The sequence below is a fragment of the Streptomyces sp. NPDC107528 genome (assembly GCF_055639295.1).
Map to the genome: position 1 here is coordinate 15,492 of NZ_JBVKAV010000021.1, position 24,736 is coordinate 40,227.

Consider the following 24,736-nt stretch of genomic DNA (forward strand, 5'->3'; position numbering starts at 1 on the left):
CCGGCCCCTGGCCCCGGCGCCCTCACCGAACCTCCGTCCACCACACCCGCATCGACACTGGGACACCGTGTGATCAGTCGTAGAACCCTGCTCGGCGCCGGCTCGGCCGCAGCCGGCATCGCCCTCGTGCCCGCCATCCCCGTCGCCGCCGAGGGCTCGGGTACTCCCTGGAGCCAGCTCGCGGCCAGGCTCTCGGGCCGGCTCGTGCTGCCCTCCGACCCCTACTACTCCGTCGCCCGCCAGCTGGAGCTCGGCCAGTTCGACGCCGTCAACCCGCAGGCGGTGGCCTACTGCGCGAGCGCGGCGGACGTCTCGGTCTGCGTGCGCTTCGCCCAGGACCACGGCGTCCGTACGGCGGTCCGCAGCGGCGGCCACAACTACGGCGGCTGGTCCACGACGCCGGGCCTGATCATCGACGTGTCGAGGCTCAACGCCGTGACGGTGAAGAGCCCCACGTCGGTGGAGATCGGCCCGGGCGCGCAGAACGTCAACATCCTCAACGCGCTGGCCCCGCACCACCTGGTGGTCAGCGAGGGCGGCTGCCCGACCGTGTGCGCGGGCGGCTTCCTCCAGGGCGGCGGCTTCGGCTTCCTGACCCGGCCGACGGGCATGGCGAGTGACGCGGTGACCGCCGCCCAGGTGGTGCTCGCCGACGGCCGCGTGGTGACCACCTCGGCGAAGCAGAACCCGGACCTGTTCTGGGCGATCCGCGGCGGCGGTGGCGGCAACTTCGGCATCGTCACCCGGTTCACGGTCACCCCGCACAGCGGCGACCAGATGGCCATCAGCAACCTGATCTTCCCGTACGACCGGATGGCCGACGTCCTCGACGGCGTGGCCCGGTGGCTGGTGGACGCCCCGCACACCATCGGCGGCGGCGCCTACGTCGTACAGCCCGACGCGGCGCCCGGCTCGGTGCCGCAGGCCAACGTCTTCCTCGCCTCCCGCGGCACGCCGGCCGAACTGGCCGGTGAGGCGGCCCGGTTGCTCGCCCTGACCGGCGCCCCCGTGCAGCGCCAGGACGGCATCATGACGTACCAGCAGCTCATGATGATGATCTTCGGCTGCGCCACCCTCACCGAGGCCCAGTGCCAGCGCTCCGAGAAGACCCCGCAGGGCACCCTGTCCCGGCCGGCGTACGGCCTGGAGCGCACCCGGATGGGCAGCGAGCCGTACGCGGCGAGCGGCTGGGCGGACGTGATGACGGCGTTCGACGCGAACCGCAGGGCGGGGCAGGCGCGTTACCTGGACTTCCACTTCTTCGGGGGCGCCGCGAACGACATCGCGCGCACCGCGACCGCGTATGTGCACCGCGACTCGCTCTTCTCGGTCAACTACCGGGTCCTGATCAACGACCCGGCCCAGGTGACCGACGAGGCCAAGGCGGTGGCGAACGCCTGGGCCGACCACGGCTTCGCGACGATCGACCCGCTGTCGAACGGCGAGACCTACCAGAACTGGATGGACCCGTCGCTGAAGGACTGGAAGGCGTCGTACTACGCGGAGAACTACTCCCGGCTGACCAAGATCAAGTCCAAGTACGACCCGTACCGGTTCTTCCGCTTCCCGCAGTCCATAGGCAGCGCCTGACCGTCACGGCCCGCACCGCGAAAGGCCGCCGGACGACGGGGTCCGGCGGCTCGTGGGGGAAGCGGTTCGGCTCAGGGCTTGCGGCCGTACCAGCCGACCAGGCGGTCGATGGCGGGGGCGTCCTCCGGGACGTCCACGACGGGGCCGAAGGGCACCTGGCCGCCGCGCGGTTCGCGGGGCACGGCGCGCTGCATGGCGGCGAGCGGTGCGGCCAGGACGTCGTCGTCCCAGGCGGGGCTCTGGCCGGTCGCCTTGGCCAGGTCCCAGGTGTGCAGCACGAACTCGTTGGTGTAGATGACCGCGGCGGCGGCGCCGGGGACGGGCCCCCAGGGCAGCCCGATCTCCCGGCCCAGAACCGCCGGGTCCGTCCAGACGGACCGCAGCTCCTTCGTCCCGGCGGCCCAGGCCTCGGCCCAGGCGCCGTCGGCGACGTCCTCGGCGAAGTGCGGAACGCTGAAGAACTGTCCGCCGGCGCCGATCACGGCAACCCGGCGGAGCACGGAGACAAGGTGATTGGACAGTTGGCGCACCGAGTAGTCCGGACACGGCGTGGTGCGGTCGTAGTCCTCGGGCCGCACCGAGGCGAGCACGTCACCGGCCAGGTCGACGGCCTTCAGCAGTCCGTTGCGGGGGTCGCTCATGGAGTTCGTCATGTCATCGAGTCTTCCGGCCAAACAGGCCACCCTCCGGCCACTTTCCAGGAAAGGCTGATCACTGATGCGAGCTGACCGATTGGTGGCGGCTCTGCTCTTCCTCCAGGCGCGCGGCCGGGTGACCGCCGCGGAACTCGCCGCCGAGCTGGAGATCTCCGAACGCACCGCGCGGCGCGACCTGGAGGCCCTGATCGTCTCCGGCGTCCCCGTGTATGCGCAGCGCGGCCGGGGCGGCGGATGGCGGCTGGTCGGCGGAGCGCGCACGGATCTGACCGGGCTCACCTCACCTGAGGTTCAGGCACTGTTCCTGGCCGCGGGCTCCTCGGCGGCCTCCCCCGAACTGCGCTCCGCGCTGCGGAAGTTGCTGCGCGCGGTGCCGGAACCGCTGCGGCCGCACGCCGAGGCGGCGTCCCGGGCGCGGATCGTCGACGACCAGGACTGGTCGCGCACCGCCGTGATGGCGAGCGGCCCGCACCACACGGCCCTGGAGCGCGCGGTGCTGGACGGCGTACGGGTCCGCCTCGGCTACGCCCGCCCCGGCGGCGTACCGCACGAGCGCACCGTGGACCCGCTCGGGCTGGTCCTCAAGGCGGGCCACTGGTACCTGGTGGCCGGCACGCCGGACGGGCTGCGCTCCTTCCGGCTGGGCCGGGTGACCTCGGCGGATCCGACCGACGAGCCGGTCCGTCGTCCCGCCGACTTCGATCTGACCGCCGCCTGGCGGACGTTGGTCACCCAGCTGGAGGACCGCCTCCTCGCCGCGACCGTGACGGCGCGGGCCGACCAGGACGCCCTGCCCGTGCTCCAGCGCCTGCTCGGCGGGCGGCTGAGCATCGGCCGGCTGCTGGAGGACGGCAGACGGGAGATCGAGGCCGCCGGGCCGTCGGTGGAGGTGCTGGCCGCGCAGCTGGCGGGTCTGGGGGCCCGGGTCGAGGTGGTGGGCCCGCCCCAGGCACGCGAACACCTGGCCCGCCTCGGCCGCGACCTGACGGCGCGCTACGGGGCGCTCCAGGAGGCGCCGGCCACATAGTCACTTTCCTCTAGGTACCTACTATACGGAGGATGCTAACGTCGCAGACATCGCATGGATCCGCCCCAACTCCACCCTCTTCACACACCTTTGGGAGTTCTCATGTTCGCTATCACCGGAGCCTCCGGAAACGTCGGCCGCCCGCTCGTCGAGACCCTCGCCGCCGCCGGCGAGAAGGTGACGGCCGTGTCCCGCAATCCCCTCTCCTACGACCTTCCGGAGGGAGCGCGGCATGTCCGCGCCGACCTCGCCGATCCCGCCACGCTGGGTCCCGCCCTGGACGGCGCCGAGGCCCTGTTCATCCTGCTCGCCGGTGAGCTGCTCGGCGGCGGCGCACCCGCCGTCGACGTGCTGGCGGCGGCCAAGGAGGCCGGCGTGCGGCGCGTGGTGCTGCTCTCCTCGCAGATCAACGGCACCCGCCCGGACGCCCTCTCGCACGGCCGGTTGCGGGAGTTCGAGGAGGCCGTGCGCTCCTCGGGCCTGGACTGGACGATCCTGCGCCCGGGCGGCTTCGCCTCCAACGCCTACGCCTGGATCGAGAGCGTCCGCACGCAGCGCGCGGTGATCGCCCCGTTCGCCGACGTGGCGCTGCCGGTCGTGGACCCGGCGGACATCTCCGAGGTCGCCGCCGTGGTCCTGCGCGAGGAGGGCCACGCGGGCCGGACGTACGAGCTGACCGGTCCGGCCGCCGTCACCCCGCGCGAGCAGGCGGCGGCGCTCGCCGAGGCGATCGGCGAGCAGGTCGGCTTCGTGGAGCTGACCCGTGAGCAGGCGCGGGAGCACATGGCGCAGTTCATGCCCGAGCCGGTGATCGACGGCACGCTCGACATCCTCGGCGAGCCCCTCCCCGCCGAGCAGCGGGTCAGCCCCGACACCGAGGAGATCCTCGGCCGCCCGGCCGGCTCCTTCGCGGGCTGGGCACAGCGCAACGTCCACGCCTTCAAGTGACGCCGACGCCCGGCGCCGCGGAGTAGCGCACCCCGCGGCCCCCTCAGCACCGCCCCGGACCCGGAATCCCCCGTACGGGTCCGGGGCGGGCCATTCGGCCTTCAGCGTCATCCCGTACCACCGCCCGCGCCGGCGGAGCGCCCTCGGCTCACCCCAGTCCCCAGGCCCGTCCCATCCGGTACGCGGCGCACAGGTTCACGTCGAGGACATAGGCACCGGCCGTCCCGCACTGCTCGCTCCCGCTCCCCGGGTCGACGGGCTGCCCGTGCCCCATCCCGGTGACGCTGTACGTCTCCACGACCGCACGCCCGCCCGCGTCCCGGAAGACCTGATGCGGATACCCGGCCACGGTGTCACTCACGTCGGCGACCTGATCGCCCCCGTGCACATCGGTCCATTGCTTCACCAGGTCGGTCATGTTGACGGGCTTCACGGTGTAGTCGGCCGTGCCCTGGAAGGCGACAAGGGCCGGCCAGGGCCCGGCGTACCCCGGCCGGGCGGCCCGCACCCGGTCGCCCCACTGCTTCGGGGTCTGCGTCGCCCCGACGTACATGCACACATACGGCGACCCGGCCGCCTGCGCACACCCGTACGGCAGCCCGGCGACGATCCCGCCCGCCGCGAACTTCTCCGGGTACGCCGCCATCATCACCGCGGTCATCCCTCCCCCGGCGGACAGCCCGGTGGCATACACGCGCGACGCGTCCGCGGAGGTGTCGGCGAGTTGCCGGTCGACCATCTGGGCGACGGACGCGGCCTCGCCCTGGCCGCGCGCGATGTCCCCGCTCTGGAACCAGTTGAAGCACGACGAGGCGTTGTTGGCGCTCTGCTGCTGCGGCAGCACGACGGAGAAGCCCCAGCGGTCGGCCAGCTGGAGCCATCCGCTGCCGGTGCCGTATCCGGAGGCGTTCTGCGTGCACCCGTGCAGCGCGACGACCACGGGCCGTCCGGCGGGCAGCCCGTCGGGGACGTACCGGAACATGCGCAGCGCACCGGGGTTGGACCCGAACCCGGTGACCTCCTGGAGAGAGGCGGCCTCGGCTCGGCCCGGCGTGAGGAAGGCGGCGATCAGGGCGACGAGAAGGCTCGCGCAGACGGCGATTCGACGACTTGCGGCTCTGGTCTGTGTCATGCGGAGGGACCGTAGAAGCATGAACGACCCGTCGACATGGAGCGGGACACCACAACGGACGCCTCAGCCATGGTGCTTCATCGAGCGCGCGACCGCTCCGTACGGAACTGCCGCACGAGCTTGTGCGGATCCCGCGCGACCTCCCACAGCCCGGCCGCGAGCAGCAGCAGGCTGCTGACGAAGCAGACCCAGAACACGAACTGGGCGCCCGCCGCGAGGTTGTGCGTCCCGCCGTCCTCGTAGAGGCAGTACGCCTGCGGGGGAAACGCCTTGGAGACGCCGACGCCGCCGTAGCGCATGGAGCACGGGTCCTCGCCGGGGTCCTTGGCCGTGTCGTCCGCCGTGACGACCAGCAGCCAGGCCACCGCGGCGACCGGGATGGTGACGAACGCCGTCGTCTTCACCCAGGTCGGAAGGCGGGGATGGCCGATGAGTCCGTTCAGCGCGACCAGTACGACGCCGTACACCGCGGAGACGGCAACGGCGGCGCAGGTCTCGTCGGCCACCGCGTCCAGCAGCCAGACCACCACGGCCACCGGAGGCGCGGTGAGAGCAAGGACCTTGACGCCGGGCCCGATACGCGGATGGGCGAGCAGACCCAGCACGAGGGCACCCGCCAGGACGGCGAGAACGCCGGTCACCGGTACGTCTCGTCCTTCTTCCACGGCCCCACGCCGAGCTTCCCGGTCGTCCCGAGGTCCAGTTCCGGCATCACCGTCACGGGGTCGGCGCCCTGCTTGGCCCGCACCCGGACGTACGGCGCGTTGACCGGGTCACCGACGCCGGCCTCGGTGGTGTTCCGCCAGGCCAACGCCGACTGAGCGGCCTCACCCGGCTGCAGGGTCACGCGTTGGGGACGGCCGGTGCCACCGGTGCCGGTGCTGATCTGATCGGTGCCCTGGAGGATCCGTACGCCGTCGACGATGTCGTGGTCCGCGTCGAGGAGTTCGAGTCGCGGGTAGCCGTTGAGCTCGTAGGTCCGGGTGCCGCAGTTGACGAGATGCAGCCCGACGACGCGCAGCCCCATGGCGGCGTCCCCCCGGTCGGCGTAGACGTGCACCCCGGACGCGGGGCACGCCCCCGAGGCGGACGACGCCTCGCCGACGGGAACGCTGCGCACCTTGAGCACGTCCGCGCCCGTCACCTCGGGTGCGTGCCCGGCCGTCCTCGTCATCGCGACGGCCGCCTTGACGGTCCGACCCGGCGCGACCGACGCGACGGTCTGATCGACGTTGTCGACGGCGCCTCCGGACGCCGACAGGAAGCTGATGGTCACCGTGTAAGTGGCCGCCTCCGTCCCCTGGTTGGTGACCTCGAACTCGGCGGAGAAGTCGGCGTCACAGCCGCTGTCCTGCCCCCAGGCGTACAGGCCGGTCACCTTGACCCCGTCCTCACCCGGACCGTCGATCGAGGAGGGCAGGGGCAGCGGCGTCGGCGTACCGGAGGGGGTGACGGCCGGTTCGACGGACGCCGGCGGGCTGCCGTACTGCACGAAGCCCGACGGGCACAGCGACGCGGCGCTGACCGGGGCCCCGGCGCCGCGAGCCCTCGTCGCGTCGTCGCCCTGGGAGGCACTCTGGGAACCGCACGCGGCCAGCAGCAGAACACCGGCGAGGGCAGCGGGGACGGTACGCGAGGCGGTAGGCATCCGCCCACCTCACCAGGGGCCGCACCCACGGTCTGTGGCGGAACCCACACCTCCGGTCACAGGGGTGTCACAGATCACTCCAGCCCCGCAGGAGAGTCCCGGCATGGCAAAGGCCCCGCTGCCCGGAGGCGGCGGGGCCTTTGCCCACATGGGTTAGGGAGGTTCGGAAACCTCCCGATCGTGGAGATGGCGGGAATCGAACCCGCGTCCAACGGTGCAGAAGCAGGGCTTCTCCGTGTGCAGTTCGCTGCGATTTTCTCGGCCCCGGCGATCACGCGAACAAGTCGCCGACGGGCCCAGTCACTGTTTGGTTTCCCATCGAACCCCGTGACCGGGCTCGATGGTTTAGTCCCCTAGATTATGCCAGGGTCCGGGTCGGGAACACCCCCGGGCTGACACCCGTTAAGGGCCTTCGCTCACTGCTTATTAGGCAGCGAGGGCGAAGGCGCGGGAATCGCTCTTGGAATTGGCGATTATTGGTTGCGACATATGGTTTACGAGATCATTGCCGCTTCCTCGACACGCTTCCCCTGCTTGAACAGCCGCTGTCGAAACCGATCATCCCCATGTTGTTTTTTCAATCCCCTCCGGCAAACCTCCGGCGACCGGAGAGGGGCGCGCACCCTCTGTGAGGTGCAGTGCCATCGTACGTGACCAACGCACGACCATGCCAGCGTATTCCCCGGCAGCCCGCTACTGGGCGCGCTGCCGCCGCTTCGCCGACGCGATCGCCCGGTCCGACTCCCGCCGGTCCTGCTTCTCCCGCAGGGTCTGGCGCTTGTCGTACTCCTTCTTGCCTCGCGCCAGGGCGATCTCCGCCTTCGCGCGGCCGTCCTTGAAGTACAGGGCGAGGGGCACGATCGTGTGACCCGTCTCCTGGGACTTCGCCTCCAGCTTGTCGATCTCCTCGCGGTGCAGCAGCAGCTTCCGCTTGCGGCGCGCGGAGTGGTTGGTCCAGCTGCCCTGGTGATACTCGGGGATGTGGGCGTTGTGCAGCCACGCCTCACCCCCGTCGATCTGGACGAAGCCGTCGGTCAGCGAGGTCCGACCCTCACGCAGCGACTTGACCTCGGTGCCCATGAGGACCAGGCCGGCCTCGAAGGTGTCGATGATCGCGTAGTCGTGCCGGGCCTTCTTGTTCTGGGCGACGATCTTGCGCTTGCCGCCCTTCTCGCCGTCTCGGCCCGCCTTGCCGGCCGCCCCGCCGCCCTGCTTGGGCTGGGACTCCTTGGGTACGTACATTCCCTTGCTCATAGTGCCTTCCATTTTCGCACTACGGAGGGGGTGCGGGGAAAGCCGATTTACGAGTCGCCGAGACCGCTGAGGACCGTCTCGGCCCGCTCCAGGACCTGTTGGTCGGCCTCCAGGTCGGGGGTGATGCCGCGGCCGTCGACGGTTCGCCCGGAGGGGGTGCGGTAGTGCCCGACGGTCAGCTCGGCGACGGAGCCGTCGGGGAGGCGGCTCGGCATCTGGACCGAGCCCTTGCCGAAGGTGCGGGTGCCCACGACGACCGCGCGGCCGCGGTCCTGCAGGGCGCCGGTGAGCAGCTCGGCCGCGCTCATCGTGCCGCCGTCGACGAGCGCGACGAGGGGCCTGGCGGTGTCGCCGTCGGGTTCGGCGTGCAGGGCGCGCTGGTCGCCGTCGACGTCGTAGGTGGCGACGAGGCCGCCGTCGAGGAAGGCGGAGGCGGCGGTGACGGCCTCGGTGACCAGGCCGCCGGAGTTGCCCCGCAGGTCGAGGACGACACCGGTTGCGGCCGGGGCCTGGCGGACGGCTTCGCGGACCGCGTCGCCGGAGCCCTTGGTGAAGGAGGCGATCTTGATGACGGTGACGCCGTCGGCGAGCTCCCTTACGGTGACGGAGTCGGTGGACAGCCGGGCCCGGCGCAGCGTGAGGTCCCACGCACGCGTGCCGCGCTCCATCCCCACCTCCACGGCCGTACCTGCGTCCGCGTCGGTCGCGTCGCCCCGCAGTAACGAGACGACCTCGGTGACCGGACGCCCGTCGACCTTCCTGCCGTCGATGCTGCGCACCAGGTCGCCCGAGCGGATCCCCGCGACTGCCGCGGGCGACCCCGCCCGCACCTTCGTCACCTCGATACGGCCGTCGCGCTCCCGGCGCGCCCACAGCCCGACGCCGGTGTACTCGCCGTCGAGGGCCTCCTCGAACTCCTCGTACTCGCCCTGGGAGTAGACGGCGCTCCAGCGGTCCCCGCTGCGGCTGACCGCGCGCTCGGCGGCCTCCATGGGGGACTTGCCCGCGGCCATGGCCTCGGCGGCCGCCTCGGCGACATCCACGTGCCGGCCCGCCGGTGCGGCCGAACCTGCGGCGTCGGCGGGGGTTTTCCGGTCGGGGCCGGGCAGCGAGCCGGTCGCGGCACCGGCGACGAGCACGCTCGCGAAGACCAATGTCAGGGCGGCCCCGCGGCCGAAGCGGCGGGGCTGACAGAACAGGTCACGACCTGACATGCCGGTGAGTCTAGGACAACGCGAGGGGCCGTACGGTCCGTTGACCGGACGGCCCCATTGGCGTTGGTCACACCTTCAGATACTTGCGCAACGCGAAGAACGCCGCCAACGCGGGCATCAGCAGGCTCGTCGCGAGGATGAGCGGCAGTTTTGTCAACACCGCGTCCCAGCCGATGAAGTTGATCAGCGTCAGCTTCTCCGACAGGGCCAGGCCGTGGTCGATGATGAAGTACCGCGCCATCACCAGGAAGGCACAGGCGACCGACCCGCCGATGAGCCCGGCGACCGCGGCCTCCATGATGAACGGCGCCTGGATGTAGAAGCCTGAGGCGCCGACCAGCCGCATGATGCCGGTCTCACGCCGCCGGCTGAACGCGGACACCCGCACGGTGTTGACGATCAGCATGAGCGCGACCACGAGCATCAGCGCCATCACGGCCCGCGCGGCCCAGTTCATGCCGTTCAGCAGCCCGAAGAGGTTGTCCAGAATGCCCTTTTGGTCCTGCACTGACTGCACACCGTCGCGCCCGTCGAAGGCGGTCGCGATGACCTGGTACTTCTCCGGGTCCTTCAGCTTGATCCGGTACGACTCCTGCATCTGGTCCGGCGTGAGCGAGGCGGCCAGCGGGGAGTCGCCGAACTGCTCCTTGTAGTGCTTGTACGCCTGGTCCTGCGACTCGTAGACGACCTTCTCGACGACCGTCATCTTGTCCAGGTCGGCGAGGATCTCCTTCTTCTGGTCGTCGGTCACCGCGCCCTTGGCGCAGTTGGGGTCGGACTCGGCGTCGCTCTTGTTGCAGAGGAACACCGAGACGTTGACCTTGTCGTACCAGTAGCCCTTCATGGTGCTGACCTGGTCGCTCATCAGGAGCGACCCGCCGAACAGGGCGAGCGACAGGGCGACGGAGACGATGACGGCGAAGGTCATCGTCAGATTGCGGCGGAGACCGACACCGATCTCGGAGAGTACGAACTGGGCGCGCATGGCGTCTTCTTCAGGCCTTTCCGTGGACGGTCGCGGTCAGTGCTGGTAGCCGTAGACGCCGCGCGCCTGGTCGCGGACGAGGCGGCCCTGCTCCAGCTCGATGACGCGCTTGCGCATCTGGTCCACGATGTTCTGGTCGTGCGTCGCCATCACCACGGTGGTGCCCGTCCGGTTGATCCGGTCGAGCAGCTTCATGATGCCGACGGAGGTCTGCGGGTCGAGGTTGCCGGTCGGCTCGTCGGCGATCAGCAGCTTGGGCCGGTTGACGAAGGCCCTGGCGATCGCCACGCGCTGCTGCTCACCACCGGAGAGCTCACCGGGCATCCGGTCCTCCTTGCCGCCCAGCCCGACGAGGTCGAGCACCTGCGGCACGGACTTGCGGATCTCGCCCCGTGACTTGCCGATGACCTCCTGCGCGAAGGCCACGTTCTCGGCGACCGTCTTGTTCGGCAGCAGCCGGAAGTCCTGGAACACGGTCCCCAGCTGGCGGCGCATCTGCGGCACCTTCCAGTTGGACAGGCGCGCGAGATCCTTGCCCAGGACGTGCACCTGCCCGTGGGTGCACCGCTCCTCGCGGAGGATCAGCCGCAGGAAGGTGGACTTTCCGGAGCCGGAGGACCCGACGAGGAACACGAACTCGCCCTTCTCCACTTCCAGGGACACATCCCTGAGTGCGGGGCGGGTCTGCTTGGGGTAGACCTTGGAGACGTTGTCGAGTCGGATCACGGATGCACCATGGGTCGCCGGGGGTAGATGAGCGTGACCATACGCGAACCAGGGGTAGGGGCGCAGGCACCGGGAGGGGTTGCGTGAGGGTTGTGCATTTTGTGCCGGGTCAGGTGACGCCCTCAGGGGCGATGGCGGTCCCCCTCCTCCGAGAGCGCCCGCGCCCTTTCCAAAGGAACCTGGCATTGTGGAGGGGGGAACGTTCTCGGGGCCAAACCCGTTGAACCCCCGGAGGGAACTCGCTAGGAGGGTGGCGCATGACGTACGACCGGCTGGTGTGCGCGAGCTGTGCCGCGCCCGTGAGTGAGGGCCGCTGTCCCGTGTGCCGGGCGAACCGTGAGCGGCTGCAGCAGGAGAACCCGTTCGCGGGTCTGAACCCGATGACGCTGATCGCCCTGCTGGCGGTGCTGATCGCGGCTGTGGCACTGCTGGCGCACCAGACGGCATAGGGCGACGCCCGCACCGCGTACAAACTTGCGGACATGCCGAGGGGCCCGGAGCGAAGTGCGCTCCGGGCCCCTCGGCCGTACGGCGTGAATCACGCGGTGTGGACGAGCGGCTACCGTCAGGCAGCCGCACCGCCACGGCCGCCCACGAGGCGCGGCAGGAGGCGGAAGCCGATACCGCCGGCGATCATGGTGGCGGCGCCGACCAGCAGGAACGTGGTCTGAGCGGCACCGGTCTCGGCGAGCTCCTCACCGTTGCCCTGGGCGGACGTGTTGGCGCCGGTGCCCGTGCTGTCGGTGTTGGTCTCCGTCAGGGAGGAGGAACCCTCTTCCTGGGGGGACGTGCCACCGTCGGGGTCGGTGTTGTTGTTACCGCCGCCGTTGTTGCCGTCGCCGTTGCCGTCCCCATTGCCGTTCCCGTCACCCGGGTCGGTCGGCTCGGTGGTCGGGTCCTCGGTGGGCTCCTCCGGCTCGGTCGGCTCGACCGTCGGGTCCGTCGGAACCGTGGGCTCCTCGGTCGGGATGTCCGTCGGGATGTCGGTGGGGACATCGGTCGGCGGGTCGGTGGGCACCGGCGGGTCGGTCGGGTCGTCCTCTCCACCGATGCAAATGCCGAGCAGGCAGTCCTCCGCCGGCGCGGCCGAAGCGGCACCCGCAGCGGTCAGCGACGCACCGGCCGCGATCACGGCACCGGCCGCGAGGCGCGCGATACGGATCCGCGTCTTCTTCGTCATGTGGTTGCTACCCCCAGTAGCTGAATCGTCAGTGAGGCGGCGCTCGGGGGCCGTGATCGACGGAGGACGTCGCTTAACTCGAATCCCCCGGTTCACATGCGCCCCAGAGATACGCATGCCACGCTTTACCCTTCCCATTTTTCAAAGACACGTCAAGGCCGTTTGCGGGCGCCATGTCCAAATACGGGAGCTATGCATGGGGTTGGAGACTGTGAGTGTGATGTAAAACCCAGACATGCAGGCACAGAAAAGGCAACTGCCGCCGGAGTGGCGGCAGTTGCCTTGTCGACAAAGTTACTTCTCCTGCTGCTTGCGCCAGCGAATCCCGGCCTCCAGGAACCCGTCGAGCTCACCGTTGAACACGGCCTCGGGGTTGCCGACTTCGAACTCGGTACGCAGGTCCTTGACCATTTGGTACGGGTGCAGCACGTACGACCGCATCTGGTTGCCCCAGGAGTTGCCGCCGTCGCCCTTCAAGGCGTCCATCTTGGCCTGCTCCTCCTGACGGCGCCGCTCGAGCAGCTTGGCCTGGAGGACGTTCATCGCGGTCGCCTTGTTCTGGATCTGCGACCGCTCGTTCTGGCAGGAGACGACGATGCCGGTGGGGATGTGGGTGAGGCGCACCGCGGAGTCGGTGGTGTTGACGCCCTGGCCGCCGGGACCGGACGACCGGTACACGTCCACGCGCAGCTCGGACTCGTCGATCTCGATGTGGTCGGTCTGCTCGACCACGGGAAGGATCTCGACGCCCGCGAAGGAGGTCTGGCGGCGCCCCTGGTTGTCGAAGGGGGAGATGCGCACGAGCCGGTGGGTGCCCTGCTCGACCGAGAGCGTGCCGTAGGCGTACGGCACCTGCACGGCGAAGGTGGTCGACTTGATGCCGGCCTCTTCGGCGTACGACGTCTCGTAGATCTCGGTCTTGTAACCCTTCTGCTCCGCCCAGCGCAGGTACATCCGCTGCAGCTTCTCGGCGAAGTCGGCGGCGTCGACGCCGCCCGCCTCGGCACGGATGTTGACGAGCGCCTCCCGGGAGTCGTACTCGCCGCTGAGGAGCGTCCGCACCTCCATCTCGTCCAGCGCCTTGCGGACGGCGGTGAGCTCGGACTCGGCCTCGGCACGGGTGTCCGGGTCGTCCTCCTCCTCGGCCATCTCGAACAGCACGGCGAGATCGTCGATCCGGCCACGCAGGGCTTCGGCCTTCCGCACCTCGGCCTGGAGGTGGGACAGCTTGCTGGTGATCTTCTGCGCCTCGTCCGGGTTGTCCCAGAGGGACGGCGCGGCCGCCTGCTCCTCGAGCACGGCGATGTCTGCCCTCAGCTTGTCGAGGTCCAGAACGGCCTCGATCGACTCCATGGTCGAGGAGAGGGACTTGAGCTCTTCGGATACATCGACGACTGCCACGCCTCCAGCGTAACGGCTCCGCCAAGCGGGCCATGCCGGGTGACCGTGCCCGACGGCGCGCCCGGCGTCGCCGCTGACGTATCAGGGGGCGGGGTGGCGGACCTACGGGGTGGCCGGAGCCGTGTTGTTCGTGTCCTGGGGTGTGGCCCCGGCGTCGTCCTCCGACGTCGCCAGCCACGCGCCCACCCCGGCCGCCGCGACCAGCGCCACCGCGGCCGCCCCCACCGCCACCCGGCGCCTCCGCGTCACGGCGCGATGGCGGGCGGAGCCGGGGCGCGGGGCGCCCGCTGCCCGAGGCACCCGCGCCGTACCGCGCGCGCCCCCGGCCAGTTCGTCGGGCCCCGGCACTCTCATCGACGTGTGCGTGTCCCGGTTGGAGTCCGCCGGCTTGGCGCCCGGCACCAACGGGACCGCGCCCCGCCGTCGCGCCCGCTCCCCCGCGGGCGCCGTTTCCTCGGTGACCGGAGTCTCATCCTCCGCAGGCTCCGAGTCCGGCTCGTCCACGTCCAGCGGCGGCATCCCGGCCACCAACGGCAGCAGCTCCCGCAGCCGCACCCCCAGCTCCGACGCCCGCAGCCGCGAGGCCGGTGCCTTCGCAAGGCACTGGATGATCAGCTGCCAGAGCTCGTCGGGGATGCCGGGGAGCGGCGCCACCGCCTCCGTGACGTGACGGCGGAGCACCGCGCCCGGGTGGCCGCCGCCGAAGGGGGTGAAGCCCGCGAGAAGCTCGTACAGGACGGTGGCCAGCGCATAGATGTCGACCGCGGCCCGCGGCGGCAGACCTTCGACGATCTCCGGGGCCAGGTAGTCAGGCGTACCGATGATCTTCGTGGCCCGGGTGCGGCGCGGCGAGTCGATGAGCTTCGCCACGCCGAAGTCCGTCAGCAGGGCGGGATGGGAACCCCCGGGCCCCAGCGGCCCCTGCATGTCCAGCAGGACGTTCTCCGGCTTCACGTCCCGGTGCACGACCCCGGCCGCATGCGCCGCCGCCAGCCCGTCGGCGACGTCCGCGACGATCGCCACGGCGGCCTCGGGCGCGAGTCGCCGCTCGCGGTCGAGCCGGGTGCGCAGGTCCGTGCCGCGGACCAGGTCCATGACCAGCGCGAGGTCGTTGCCGTCGACCACGAGGTCGCGCACGGAGACCACGTTCGGATGCTCCAGGCCGAGCAGGGCCGTGCGCTCCTGCACGAAGCGTCCGACGAGTTCCTGGTCGGAGGCGAGGTCCTCGCGCAGCAGCTTGATGGCGACGGGCCCCTCAGGCCCCTCGCCCAGCCACACCGTGCCGGCGCTGCCCCGCCCCAGGATCTGGTTGGCGGTGTACCGGCTGCCGATCTTCCGTGCCAAGGCTGCTCCTACAGACGCGTGTGTCGCTAAAACTACGCGTCCGGAGAGCCAACCTTCACCGCCGAGGCGGAAATCACCCGCCAGGTGTCGACAAATAACCAAACCAGCCGACGCCGTATCGCGCCGGCTCCGGTCAGTTCGTGCCCGAGCCTCCGCCCGAGCCGCCCAGGTCTCCGATCCACCCGCTCACGGTGCTGAACCAGTCGCTGAGCTGCTCCCAGTAGCCCTTGCCCGTGCCGATCCACTCCTGCAAGGGGCTCAGCTCCCAGACCAGCCAGCCCGCCACGAACAGGATGATGATCGTGAACAGGCATCCCTTGAGGCAGCCGAGGCCGGGGATCCGCATCGGGTTGGCGCTGCGCTGGCGTGGCTGACGCGGCTCGCGCCGGGGCCGCTGCGGCTCCGGCGTGGGCGGCGGGGCGTACCGCTGGGGCTGCTGCTGCGGCTGACGCTGCGGGGCGTACTGCTGCGGCTGGTGCTGCTGCGGATGGCCGTAGCCCTGCTGCCGGCCCTGCGGCGGGCGCTGCTGTTGGGGCTGCTGGGGCTGCTGCTGCGGGCGGGCGACCTGGCGCTGGGGGCGCCGGCGCAGCGGGTCCTGGCTGGGGTCGAGGTACTGGACCTGCGTCTGCTCGTTGCGGTCCCGGGCGGCGCGCAGCTGGTTCTGCCAGGGGTGCGGGTCCTCGGGGCCGGGCTGACCGGGCTGTCCCGGCGGCACCGGCGGCATGACGGCCGTCGGGTCGGCGGCGCCCCGTCCACCGGGGCCGCCCGTGTTCGGCAGTACGGCCGTGGGGTCCGCGGCCCCCGGCATGCCGGGGGCGCCGGTGTGCGGCAGCACGCTGGTCGCGCCGTTCGGGTCGTACGCCCCCGGGGCCGCGCCGTGCTGCAGCACCTGGGTGGGGTCGGCCGAGCCCGGCACGGCCGCCGGCGCCGGGTCGGGGGCGAGCAGCGCGGCGACGCCCTCGGCCGCCGCGATCTGCGCGGAGTTCGCGTGCACGCCGATGCCCTCGGCGACGACGCGCAGGCCGCGGGCGAGGTTCTCGGCGCTGGGCCGTTCGTCGGGGTTCTTGCGCAGACAGCGTTCTATGACGGTCCACAGCGGGTCGGGGACCGTGGACGGGCGGCGCGGCTCGGCGCTCAGGTGCTGGTGCAGGACTTCCAGGGCGGAGCCGCCGCCGAAGGGGGGACGGCCGGTGAGCAGCTCGTAGAGGAGGATTCCGGCGCCGTAGATGTCGACGGCGGACGTCTGCGGGCGGCCCTCGGCGGACTCGGGCGCGATGTACGCGGGCGTGCCGACGAACTCGTGGGTGCGGGTCAGGCCCGGGGAGTCGGCGAGGCGGGCGATGCCGAAGTCGGTCAGCATCGGGTGCATCTGGCCGCCGTTCTGCTGGAGCAGGACGTTGGCGGGCTTGAGGTCGCGGTGGACGACGCCGTCGGCATGGCTGCAGGCCAGCGCGTCGGCGATCTGCGCGGTGAGAAGGGACGCGGCGACCGGGGTGAAGGGGCCGCTCTCGCGCAGGTAGCGGTGCAGGTCGGGGCCGTCGATGAGGTCCATGACGAGCGCCAGCAGCTCACCCTCGACGACCAGGTCACGTACCCGGACGATGTTCGGGTGGGTCAGCCGGAGCAGGACGGACCGCTCCCGCAGGAACCGCATGACGATGTCCGCGTCGCTGGCGAGCTCCTCCTTGAGGACCTTGATCGCGACGGTCTCGCCGGGCTGCCCCTGCACCGCGGCCTCGGCGCCCGCGGTCTCCCGCTGGCGGGCTCGCCAGACGGTCCCCGTGGCGCCGCGACCCAGCGGCTCCTCGAGGAAGTACTTGCTGCCTACCGGCCGCACGTCGCGCTCCCTGCTGCTTGCCTACGTTCCGACCCACTGTAGTGCCGTGCCCCGGGGCACCGGCCTGTCCTCATTCTGTGCGTCTTACGTACGGCTTCCCGTACATGTTCGAAGGAAAGACGCTCGCCTCTGTCTCGTGGTTGCCGCAAGCGGACGTGACCGATCTCAAGCGGTCGTCGGTAGGTCATCTGTCAGGCACTTTTGCGGGCAGAGCCGACCAATCAAGATCACTTGTCTTCGGGCGGGGGGCGCGTTGTCAGTGGCAGGTGCGAGGATGCGTGCAGTACTGGCCGATGTGCTCGTGTGGGGTGGGGAGGGCCGTCTTGGAGGGCCCTGGTCCGCGTCCGCGCAGAAGGGACCGCTGACGCCGATGCAGATCCGGCTGACCGTCGTAGACCCACTGGCCCCGCCCGCCCCGGCGCGTGGCCGCGCCGCGAGCTGCGACGTGCTGGTGACGGCACCAGCGGGCACGGCCCTGGCCGCGGTGGCCTCGGCACTCGCCTCGGCGGTGTCCGGGGGCGACGGCCCGGTGGTGCTGTACGCGGGCGCGGAGCGCCTCGACGACCGGCGCAGCACACTCGGCGAGCCCCCTCTGATAGACGGCGCCGTGCTCTCCCTCGGCGCCCCGGCGGCGCCCGAGCCCCACCCCGAGCTGGACGACGCCCCGACCCAGCTCCATGTCGTGGCGGGCCCCGACGCGGGCGGGGTGCACCTGCTGCACGGCGGCGAGATCCGCATCGGCCGCTCCGCCGAGGCCGACGTACCGCTCGACGACCCGGACGTCTCCCGGCTGCACTGCGCGGTCACGGTCGCCGCCGACGGCCGCGTCTCGGTCGCCGACCTCGGCTCCACCAACGGCACGACGCTGGACGGCACCAGGCTGACCAGCCGCCCGGTGCGTTTCGTACCGGGCGCGCTGCTGCGGATCGGCGAATCGGCCCTGCGGCTGGCTCCGGCGGGCGGCCCGGGGGCACGGGTGCGGACCGAGCCGGACGGGGAGGGGCACACCCGCGTGCCCGCCGGGGGCGACCGCGAGGTCGACGGCCCGGCGGCACCCGCGCGGGGTGACACGGCAGTGCCTCACGCACGCGTGGCGGACGGAAGCGACACGGACGCCCTCTCCGGAGGACGGCCGACCGCTCAGGGGCACGGCCCCGTCGAGCCGCCGGTCGTGCCCGTTCAGGGCGGGGCGCCGCGCATCGAGCGGCACGGCGGGGCGCAGCCGCCGCTCCCGGGACCGGGCGGAGGCGACACGCACGGCGCGGGCTTCGGCGTGGGCACGCTCGACGGACGTCAAGGCGAGGAGGACGCCCGGGACTTGCTCCCCGGTGCATCCCCCACGGCCGGGACCGGGCTCACCGACGGCACAGCGGCCGGCAGTACCCGCAAGGGCACCCCGCTGCGGGGCACCGACGTCCCGCCGGGCGTGCGCAGGCGCGGCGGTCTCACGGCATGGGCGCGGCGGCTGGCCGGCGGGCGCGGCGAGCAGGACGCGGTCCGGCGCGACGCGTACGACGTCGACGAGCCGGGCGAGGCGACCGGCCTCCCCTCGACCACGAACCGCTCCCGGCTGCCGGAGGCCTGGCCGGACCCGGCGTCCCTGCTGCTGACCGCGCTCGGGCCCGGGCCCCGGCTGTGGGAGCGCTCACCGGGTCACCCGGAGGCCCTCACGGTGCGGCTCGGCACGGCCGACCGTGCGGCGCCCGACGGCTCGGGGCTGCTGCCCGCCGTGCCGGTGACCGCCGATCTGCGGGAGGTCGGCGCGCTGGGCCTGGCCGGTCCGCGCGAGCGGCTCGCCGGACTGGCCCGCGCGGTGGTCGCCCAACTCGCCGCGCTGCACTCGCCCGACGCCCTGGAGGTGGTCCTGCTCAGCGCGGACCGCTCCCGCACGCTGGAGGAGCGCACCGCCGAGTGGGCATGGCTGGGCTGGCTCCCGCATGTCCGCCCCGGGCACGGCCAGGACTGCCGACTGCTGCTGGCCTACGACCGCGAACAGGCGACGGTCCGCACCGAGGAGTTGCTGCGCCGGCTGGAGGACCTGACGGCGCAACCGCGCGGTGCGGGCGCCGCAGCCGTGCCGGACGGGCAGGTGCCGGCGCAGCGTGCCGCTCGGCGGCCCTCGTGGGCACAGGACGACGTGCCCGGCGCGGGGGCGGACGGGTTCCCCGGGCCGTACACCGTGGTCGTCGTGGACGGCGATCCCGGGGGCGCCGATGTGCGCGAGGCGGTGGCGCGGCTGGCGCTGGAGGGGCCGCGGGCCGGGATCCACGTGGTGTGCCTCGCCGAGACGGCTTCGGCGTCGCCCGCGTCGCCGGTGACGGAGACCTACGAAGTGGCGTGCAAGGTGGCGCCGGTTTTCCGGGAGTGCGGGGCGGTCGGGCTGCTCAGCGGAGACGTGGCGACAGCGCTGCGGCTGATGCGGGTGGCGCGGGGCGGGTCGCCCGAACAGGGCGCCGTCGGACGCGAGACCGCCGCGGCTCACGGCACCGTCGACAGCGCCCCGGGCGGACACGACACGGGCGGCGACAGCCAGGCAGGGCCCGGCGCCGCCGGCCCCACGGCCCCAGCAGCCACCCCCCACGGCCCCATCGGGCACGGCACCGTCGCCGCGGTGGACGCCGTCTCCCTCGCCTGGGCGGAGCGGTTCGCACGGGCCCTGGCGCCGTTGCGGACGGAAGGGACCGTCGGGGAGGGGCACGCACGCGTGTCCGTGCCGTTGCCTCAGGCGGCGCGGCTGCTCGACGAGTTGGGGCTGGCCCGCGCCACCCCGGCGTCGCTGATGGCGCGGTGGGCCGACGCGGCCGACGACCCTCAGGCCCTCGGCGGGCGGGCGTGTGCCGTGCTCGGCGCCGGGCCGCGCGGGCCGGTCGGCGCGGACCTCGGCGCCGACGGACCGCACCTGCTGATCGAGGGCCCGCCCGGCAGCGGGCGTACGGAGTTGCTGCGGGCCGTCGTCGCGTCGCTCGCCGCGGCCGAGCGGCCGGACCGGCTGGGCGTCGTGCTGATCGACGGCCGGGACAGCGTCGGCGGGGGCGGCGGGCAGGCCGAGGGGCTGCGGGCGTGCACGGACATACCGCATGTGACCACCCACCTGACCGCCAATGACCCCGTCCGCATGCGGGAGTTCGCCCAGTCGCTCAGCGCCGAGCTGAAGCGGCGCGCGGAGCTCCTCGGGCGGTCCGACTTCGCCGAGTGGCACACCGGGCGTGAGCTGTCGGGCCGGATGGTGGCACAGCGCGCGGCGGGGGCCGGTTCCGGTGCCGCCGAGCTGACGGGGGATCTGGACGCGCCGTCCAGTTCCACGATCCGGCTGCGGCCGGGGGCGGCCCGTCGGCAGGCCGAGGCCGTGCCGCCGCTGCCCCGGCTCGTGGTGGTCGTGGACGACCTGGACGCGCTGGTCTCGCCCGCACTGGGATCGCCGGGCCGGCCGGCGGCGGGCTCGGTGATACGCGCGCTGGAGGCGGTGGCCCGCGAGGGCGAGCGGCTCGGCGTGCATCTGGTGGCCGCGGCGGCCATCGGTGGCCGTACGGCGGAGTCGGAGCCGGCGCGACTGGCGACGCTGCGGGTGACGCTGGACGCGGTGACGGCGGGCCCGGACGAACCAGCGCCGGGGCGGGGCCGGCTGACCTGGGCGGACGGCAGAGCGGTGCCGTTCCAGGGCGGGCGGGTCACGGGACGTATCCCGCGGACGGCGACGCTGCGGCCCACCGTCGTGCCGCTGGAGTGGCACCGCATGGGCGATCCGCCGGCCAGGCGCCCGGTCCGCGAGCTGGGGAACGGGCCTACGGACCTGGCGCTGCTGGCCAGCGCGGTGGAGAGGGCGGCGCGAGAGGTCGCGGCGACCGGGGTGCCCTCGCTCCTGTGACGCCGGTCCGCCACATTTCAGCCCGTCCGGGGATTGAGGACGAGGCCGTTCAGGCCGATAGCGGGGGTCTGGGGGTGGCAGCCCCCAGGGACGTTCACCCCAGCGCAGGGCCCCTGGTCACGAGCCGGTCACGATCTCCCGCTTGACAGCGGACGCGGTCTTGCCGCCCCCAAACCCAAGGCGTAGACCAGATCGCACGGGACAGCGCTCGAACGTTCGACGAGGCACGAAGAACGGGGCAGTGATGCGCACCAGCACGAGCAGCAGGAACCGGACAACCAGGGCCGTCAGGGCCGCGGCGGCCGTATGCGCGGGCGCCCTCGCACTCTCGCTCACCGCATGCGGAGGCGACGACAACGACAGCGGCAACGAACAGGGCGGATCCGGCCAGGAGACCGCCGACACCGTCACCCTTCCCAAACTGAACGGCGAGTCCCTCGAGGTCGCCGCCGTGTGGACCGGTGCCGAGCAGGAGAACTTCAAGAAGGTCCTCGCGGAGTTCGAGAAGCGCACCGGCGCGAAGGTCACCTTCGTGCCGGCCCAGGACCCGATCATCAACTTCCTCGGCTCGAAGGTCGCGGGCGGCCAGCCGCCGGACATCGCGATGCTTCCGCAGCCCGGCGCCATCAAGCAGGCCGTCGACAAGAAGTGGGCCAAGCCGCTGGGCGCCGAGGCGATCAAGGAGCTCCAGGAGAACTACTCGCAGGGCTGGCAGGACATCGGCAAGGTCGACAGCAAGCAGTACGGCGTCTACTACAAGGCCGCCAACAAGTCCCTGATCTGGTACAACGCCCAGGTCTTCGAGAACGCGGGCGCCACCGAGCCCAAGACGTGGGACGAGCTGCTCACCACCGCGCAGACCGTCTACGACTCCGGCGTGACACCGTTCTCGGTCGGCGGCGCGGAGGGCTGGACCCTCACCGACTGGTTCGAGAACGTCTACCTCTCGCAGGCGGGCCCGGAGAAGTACGACCAGCTGGCCAGGCACGAGATCAAGTGGACCGACCCGTCCGTGAAGGACGCGCTCACCACGCTCGCCCAGGTGTGGGGCAAGAAGGACTATGTGGCGGGCGGCGCGGACGGTGCGCTGCAGACGGACTTCCCGGCCTCCGTCACGCAGGTCTTCACCGGCGGCGACCAGCCGAAGGCCGCCATGGTCTACGAAGGCGACTTCGCGCAGGTCAACATCACGCAGGCCAAGGCGAAGGTCGGCACGGACGCGAAGGTGTTCCCGTTCCCGACCGTGGGTGACACCGCACCCGTCGTCTCCGGCGGCGACGCGGCCGTCATCCTGCAGGACTCCGAGGCCGCGCAGGCCCTGGCCACCTTCCTGGCCTCCCCGGACGCGGCGACCATCCAGGCGAAGCTGGGCGGTTACCTCTCGCCGAACAAGAACGTCCCCAACTCGGCGTATCCGAACGAGGTGCAGCAGAAGATCGCCAAGGCCCTGATCGACTCGGGTGACGACTTCCGCTTCGACATGTCCGACCAGGCCCCGCAGGCCTTCGGCGGCACGCCCGGCAAGGGCGAGTGGAAGGCGCTCCAGGACTTCCTGAAGAACCCGTCGGACGTCGCGGGCACACAGCAGAAGCTGGAAGCCGACGCGGCCGCGGCCTTCGGAAACTGACGCCATGGCGTCGACGGAAGCGGCGGGGGGCACTGCGCCCCCTGCCGCACCCAAGTCGCGCAAGAGTGTGACCGGCACGCGCAGGTCCGTGGTGGTGCTCTTCCTGCTGCCCGCTCTGGTGCTGCTCGGCGCGCTCGTGGTCTACCCGATCGGGTACTCCCTCGTCCGCAGTTTCTACGACCAGTCCGGCGGCGGCTTCGCCGGATTCGACAACTACGAGGCGCTGTTCACGGACGAGGGCATCCGTACGGCCCTCAAGAACAACGTGATCTGGGTGGTGTTCGCCCCGACGGTCGCCACCGCGCTCGGTCTGATCTTCGCGGTGCTGACCGAGCGGGTGCGCTGGGGCACGGCGTTCAAGCTGGTCGTCTTCATGCCGATGGCGATCTCGATGCTGGCGGCGGGCATCATCTTCCGGCTCGTGTACGACCAGGACCCGGACAAGGGCGTCGCGAACGCGGTATGGGTGGGCGTCCACGACACGTTCGCGCAGGCGTCGGCGTTCCCGAAGGCGCACCCGGGGCGGGAGTCGCCGCTCGAAGCGGCACCGGGCGGCGGTTTCATCACCAAGGACACCGTCAGCGCGGGCACCCCGGTCAGCCTGCCCCTGGTGGGCGTCGCCCCCGACCAGATGCCGGACGACTCCGAGGCGGCCGTACAGGCGAAGGCCGATCCGGCCGGGATCACCGGCACCACCTGGCAGGACTTCACGCGCGGCAAGGGCGTCGGCACCCTCGGCGAGGTCGACGCGGCCGAGCTGGGGTATCCCGGGATGAAGATCGAGGCCGTCAAGGACGGCAAGGTCGTGGCCAGCACGAAGGCCGCCGACGACGGCACGTTCAAGCTGCCGGCCGCCGCCGAGGGGGCCCAGCTGCGGCTCCCGCCGGACAACTTCAAGGAGCCGTACAACGGCCTGGACTGGCTCGGACCGTCCCTCGTCACACCGGCCATCATCGGGTCGTACATCTGGATGTGGGCCGGTTTCGCGATGGTGCTGATCGCGGCCGGGCTCGCGGGCATCCCCCGCGATCTGCTGGAGGCGGCCCGCGTCGACGGCGCCAACGAGTGGCAGGTGTTCCGCCGCGTCACGGTGCCGCTGCTGGCGCCCGTCCTCGCGGTCGTCACCGTCACCCTGATGATCAACGTCCTGAAGATCTTCGACCTGGTCTTCATCATCGCCCCGGGCTCCTCCCAGGACGACGCGAACGTCCTGGCGCTGGAGCTGTACCGCAAGGGCTTCTCCGAGGACCAGCCGGGCATCGCGAGCGCGATCGCGGTGTTCCTGCTGCTCCTGGTCATTCCCGTGATGTGGTTCAACATCCGTAGGCTCAGGCGGGAGGGCAGGCGATGAGTACCGATGTCGGCGGGCTCAGCAAGGCGGTACCGCCGCCGCCCGAAACCGTGAAGGCCGAGCAGTCCCTCGGCGGCCGGCTCGCCTCGTTCGTCAGCGGCGGGGTTGTGCGGGTGTTCCTGATCCTCGTGGGCCTGTTCTGGCTGGTCCCGACGATCGGGTTGCTGCTGTCGTCGCTGCGCCCGCCGGAGGAGATGACCGCGAGCGGCTGGTGGGAGGTCTTCAGCCAGCCCTCCCAACTCACCTTCGACAGCTACGACAAGCTCCTGAGCAACAGCGACATCACCGACTCGATCCTCAACACCGTGCTGATCACGGTCCCGGCGACGGTCCTGGTCGTCGTGATCGGCTCGCTCGCGGGATACGCGTTCGCGTGGATGGAGTTCCCGGGCCGCGACTGGTGGTTCCTGGGCGTGGTCGGCCTGCTGGTCGTGCCGGTGCAGGTGGCGCTGATCCCGATCGCCGAACTGTTCGGCAAAATCGGCATCTTCGGCTCCCTGACCGGCGTGATCCTCTTCCACGTCGGCTTCGGGCTGCCGTTCGCGGTGTTCCTGCTGCGGAACTTCTTCGCCGAGATCCCGAGGGAGCTGCTGGAGGCGGCCCGGCTGGACGGCGCCGGTGAACTGCGCCTGTTCTTCCGTGTCGTGATGCCGCTCGGCGGTCCGGCGATCGCCGCGCTCGGAATCTTCCAGTTCCTGTGGGTGTGGAACGACATGCTGGTCGCGCTGATCTTCACGGACTCCGGGAGCCAGCCGATCACGGTCGCCCTGCAGACGCAGGTACGGCAGTTCGGCAACAACATCGACGTCCTGGCACCCGGCGCGTTCATCTCCATGGTGATCCCACTGGTCGTGTTCTTCGCGTTCCAGCGGCAGTTCGTGTCCGGCGTGATGGCGGGCGCGGTCAAGTAGGCGCAAGCGCAACACGCTTGCGGGGGGGCGGACCGCCATC

20 protein-coding genes and 1 other RNA gene are annotated in these 24,736 nt (G+C 71.6%); 8 read left to right on the forward strand and 13 right to left on the reverse strand.

Features of this window, described 5'->3' with window-relative positions; genetic code table 11:
* Nucleotides 1–69: 69 nt before the first annotated feature.
* Nucleotides 70–1,590, forward strand: a complete 1,521-nt coding sequence (locus ACZ7L5_RS43230) for an FAD-binding oxidoreductase (RefSeq protein ID WP_471524387.1) — start codon at nucleotides 70–72, stop codon at nucleotides 1,588–1,590.
* Nucleotides 1,591–1,661: 71 nt separating this feature from the next.
* On the opposite strand, the gene ACZ7L5_RS43235 is transcribed toward ACZ7L5_RS43230, so the two are convergent.
* Complete coding sequence (locus ACZ7L5_RS43235; RefSeq protein WP_362388632.1) at nucleotides 1,662–2,243, reverse strand: TIGR03086 family metal-binding protein; 582 nt, start codon at nucleotides 2,241–2,243, stop codon at nucleotides 1,662–1,664.
* Nucleotides 2,244–2,307: 64 nt separating this feature from the next.
* On the opposite strand from ACZ7L5_RS43235, the gene ACZ7L5_RS43240 reads away from it, so the two are divergent.
* Together ACZ7L5_RS43240 and ACZ7L5_RS43245 are read left to right on the forward strand one after the other, a co-directional pair.
* Nucleotides 2,308–3,273 carry a helix-turn-helix transcriptional regulator gene (locus ACZ7L5_RS43240; protein ID WP_471524389.1) on the forward strand — a complete coding sequence of 322 codons (966 nt, stop codon included), beginning with the start codon at nucleotides 2,308–2,310 and terminating at the stop codon, nucleotides 3,271–3,273.
* Nucleotides 3,274–3,375: 102 nt separating this feature from the next.
* The gene (locus tag ACZ7L5_RS43245; protein ID WP_471524391.1) at nucleotides 3,376–4,221 is read left to right on the forward strand and encodes an SDR family oxidoreductase; all 846 of its coding nucleotides are present in this window, start codon (nucleotides 3,376–3,378) and stop codon (nucleotides 4,219–4,221) included.
* 148 nt (nucleotides 4,222–4,369) lie between these two features.
* On the opposite strand, the gene ACZ7L5_RS43250 is transcribed toward ACZ7L5_RS43245, so the two are convergent.
* The 8 genes from ACZ7L5_RS43250 to ftsE form a co-directional block, all read right to left on the reverse strand.
* Nucleotides 4,370–5,353 carry an extracellular catalytic domain type 1 short-chain-length polyhydroxyalkanoate depolymerase gene (locus ACZ7L5_RS43250; protein WP_406415757.1) on the reverse strand — a complete coding sequence of 328 codons (984 nt, stop codon included), beginning with the start codon at nucleotides 5,351–5,353 and terminating at the stop codon, nucleotides 4,370–4,372.
* Nucleotides 5,354–5,430: 77 nt separating this feature from the next.
* Nucleotides 5,431–5,994 (reverse strand): hypothetical protein, encoded by a 564-nt coding sequence (locus tag ACZ7L5_RS43255; protein ID WP_471524393.1) that lies wholly within the window; start codon nucleotides 5,992–5,994, stop codon nucleotides 5,431–5,433.
* The gene (locus tag ACZ7L5_RS43260; protein WP_471524395.1) at nucleotides 5,991–7,001 is read right to left on the reverse strand and encodes a DUF4232 domain-containing protein; all 1,011 of its coding nucleotides are present in this window, start codon (nucleotides 6,999–7,001) and stop codon (nucleotides 5,991–5,993) included. Before ACZ7L5_RS43260 ends, ACZ7L5_RS43255 begins: the two co-directional genes overlap by 4 nt.
* 178 nt (nucleotides 7,002–7,179) lie before the next feature.
* Nucleotides 7,180–7,567: a transfer-messenger RNA gene (gene ssrA, locus ACZ7L5_RS43265) on the reverse strand.
* Between the two features lie 127 nt (nucleotides 7,568–7,694).
* Nucleotides 7,695–8,243 (reverse strand): SsrA-binding protein SmpB, encoded by a 549-nt coding sequence (gene smpB / locus ACZ7L5_RS43270; RefSeq protein ID WP_328884435.1) that lies wholly within the window; start codon nucleotides 8,241–8,243, stop codon nucleotides 7,695–7,697.
* Between the two features lie 59 nt (nucleotides 8,244–8,302).
* Nucleotides 8,303–9,469, reverse strand: coding sequence for a S41 family peptidase (locus tag ACZ7L5_RS43275; RefSeq protein ID WP_471524396.1), 1,167 nt, complete (start codon nucleotides 9,467–9,469; stop codon nucleotides 8,303–8,305).
* 67 nt (nucleotides 9,470–9,536) lie between these two features.
* Complete coding sequence (gene ftsX / locus ACZ7L5_RS43280) at nucleotides 9,537–10,454, reverse strand: permease-like cell division protein FtsX (RefSeq protein WP_328427281.1); 918 nt, start codon at nucleotides 10,452–10,454, stop codon at nucleotides 9,537–9,539.
* A 36-nt stretch (nucleotides 10,455–10,490) separates the two neighbouring features.
* The gene (gene ftsE / locus ACZ7L5_RS43285) at nucleotides 10,491–11,180 is read right to left on the reverse strand and encodes a cell division ATP-binding protein FtsE (protein WP_328427280.1); all 690 of its coding nucleotides are present in this window, start codon (nucleotides 11,178–11,180) and stop codon (nucleotides 10,491–10,493) included.
* Nucleotides 11,181–11,437: 257 nt separating this feature from the next.
* Between ftsE and ACZ7L5_RS43290 the strand changes: the two genes are divergently transcribed.
* On the forward strand, nucleotides 11,438–11,629 hold the full coding sequence (locus ACZ7L5_RS43290; RefSeq protein ID WP_272123918.1) for a hypothetical protein: 192 nt from the start codon (nucleotides 11,438–11,440) through the stop codon (nucleotides 11,627–11,629).
* Nucleotides 11,630–11,745: 116 nt separating this feature from the next.
* Here ACZ7L5_RS43290 and ACZ7L5_RS43295 read toward each other — a convergent pair whose 3' ends face one another.
* From ACZ7L5_RS43295 to ACZ7L5_RS43310, 4 genes are all read right to left on the reverse strand, one after another.
* Complete coding sequence (locus ACZ7L5_RS43295; protein WP_471524399.1) at nucleotides 11,746–12,360, reverse strand: hypothetical protein; 615 nt, start codon at nucleotides 12,358–12,360, stop codon at nucleotides 11,746–11,748.
* 294 nt (nucleotides 12,361–12,654) lie between these two features.
* Nucleotides 12,655–13,761, reverse strand: coding sequence for a peptide chain release factor 2 (gene prfB, locus ACZ7L5_RS43300; RefSeq protein WP_362388616.1), 1,107 nt, complete (start codon nucleotides 13,759–13,761; stop codon nucleotides 12,655–12,657).
* A 102-nt stretch (nucleotides 13,762–13,863) separates the two neighbouring features.
* Nucleotides 13,864–15,105, reverse strand: a complete 1,242-nt coding sequence (locus tag ACZ7L5_RS43305) for a serine/threonine-protein kinase (RefSeq protein WP_471524401.1) — start codon at nucleotides 15,103–15,105, stop codon at nucleotides 13,864–13,866.
* 133 nt (nucleotides 15,106–15,238) lie between these two features.
* Entirely contained in the window at nucleotides 15,239–16,942 is a 1,704-nt protein-coding gene (locus tag ACZ7L5_RS43310) for a serine/threonine-protein kinase (RefSeq protein WP_471524403.1), read from the reverse strand.
* Nucleotides 16,943–17,312: 370 nt separating this feature from the next.
* On the opposite strand from ACZ7L5_RS43310, the gene ACZ7L5_RS43315 reads away from it, so the two are divergent.
* From ACZ7L5_RS43315 to ACZ7L5_RS43330, 4 genes are all read left to right on the forward strand, one after another.
* A complete protein-coding gene (locus ACZ7L5_RS43315) occupies nucleotides 17,313–20,807 on the forward strand; it encodes an FHA domain-containing protein (protein ID WP_471524463.1) in 3,495 nt (1,164 codons plus the stop codon).
* 244 nt (nucleotides 20,808–21,051) lie between these two features.
* Entirely contained in the window at nucleotides 21,052–22,434 is a 1,383-nt protein-coding gene (locus ACZ7L5_RS43320; protein ID WP_362388611.1) for an ABC transporter substrate-binding protein, read from the forward strand.
* A gap of 4 nt (nucleotides 22,435–22,438) precedes the next feature.
* Complete coding sequence (locus ACZ7L5_RS43325; RefSeq protein WP_471524405.1) at nucleotides 22,439–23,785, forward strand: carbohydrate ABC transporter permease; 1,347 nt, start codon at nucleotides 22,439–22,441, stop codon at nucleotides 23,783–23,785.
* Nucleotides 23,782–24,696, forward strand: coding sequence for a carbohydrate ABC transporter permease (locus tag ACZ7L5_RS43330; RefSeq protein WP_471524407.1), 915 nt, complete (start codon nucleotides 23,782–23,784; stop codon nucleotides 24,694–24,696). Before ACZ7L5_RS43325 ends, ACZ7L5_RS43330 begins: the two co-directional genes overlap by 4 nt.
* The last annotated feature ends 40 nt before the right edge of the window (nucleotides 24,697–24,736 follow it).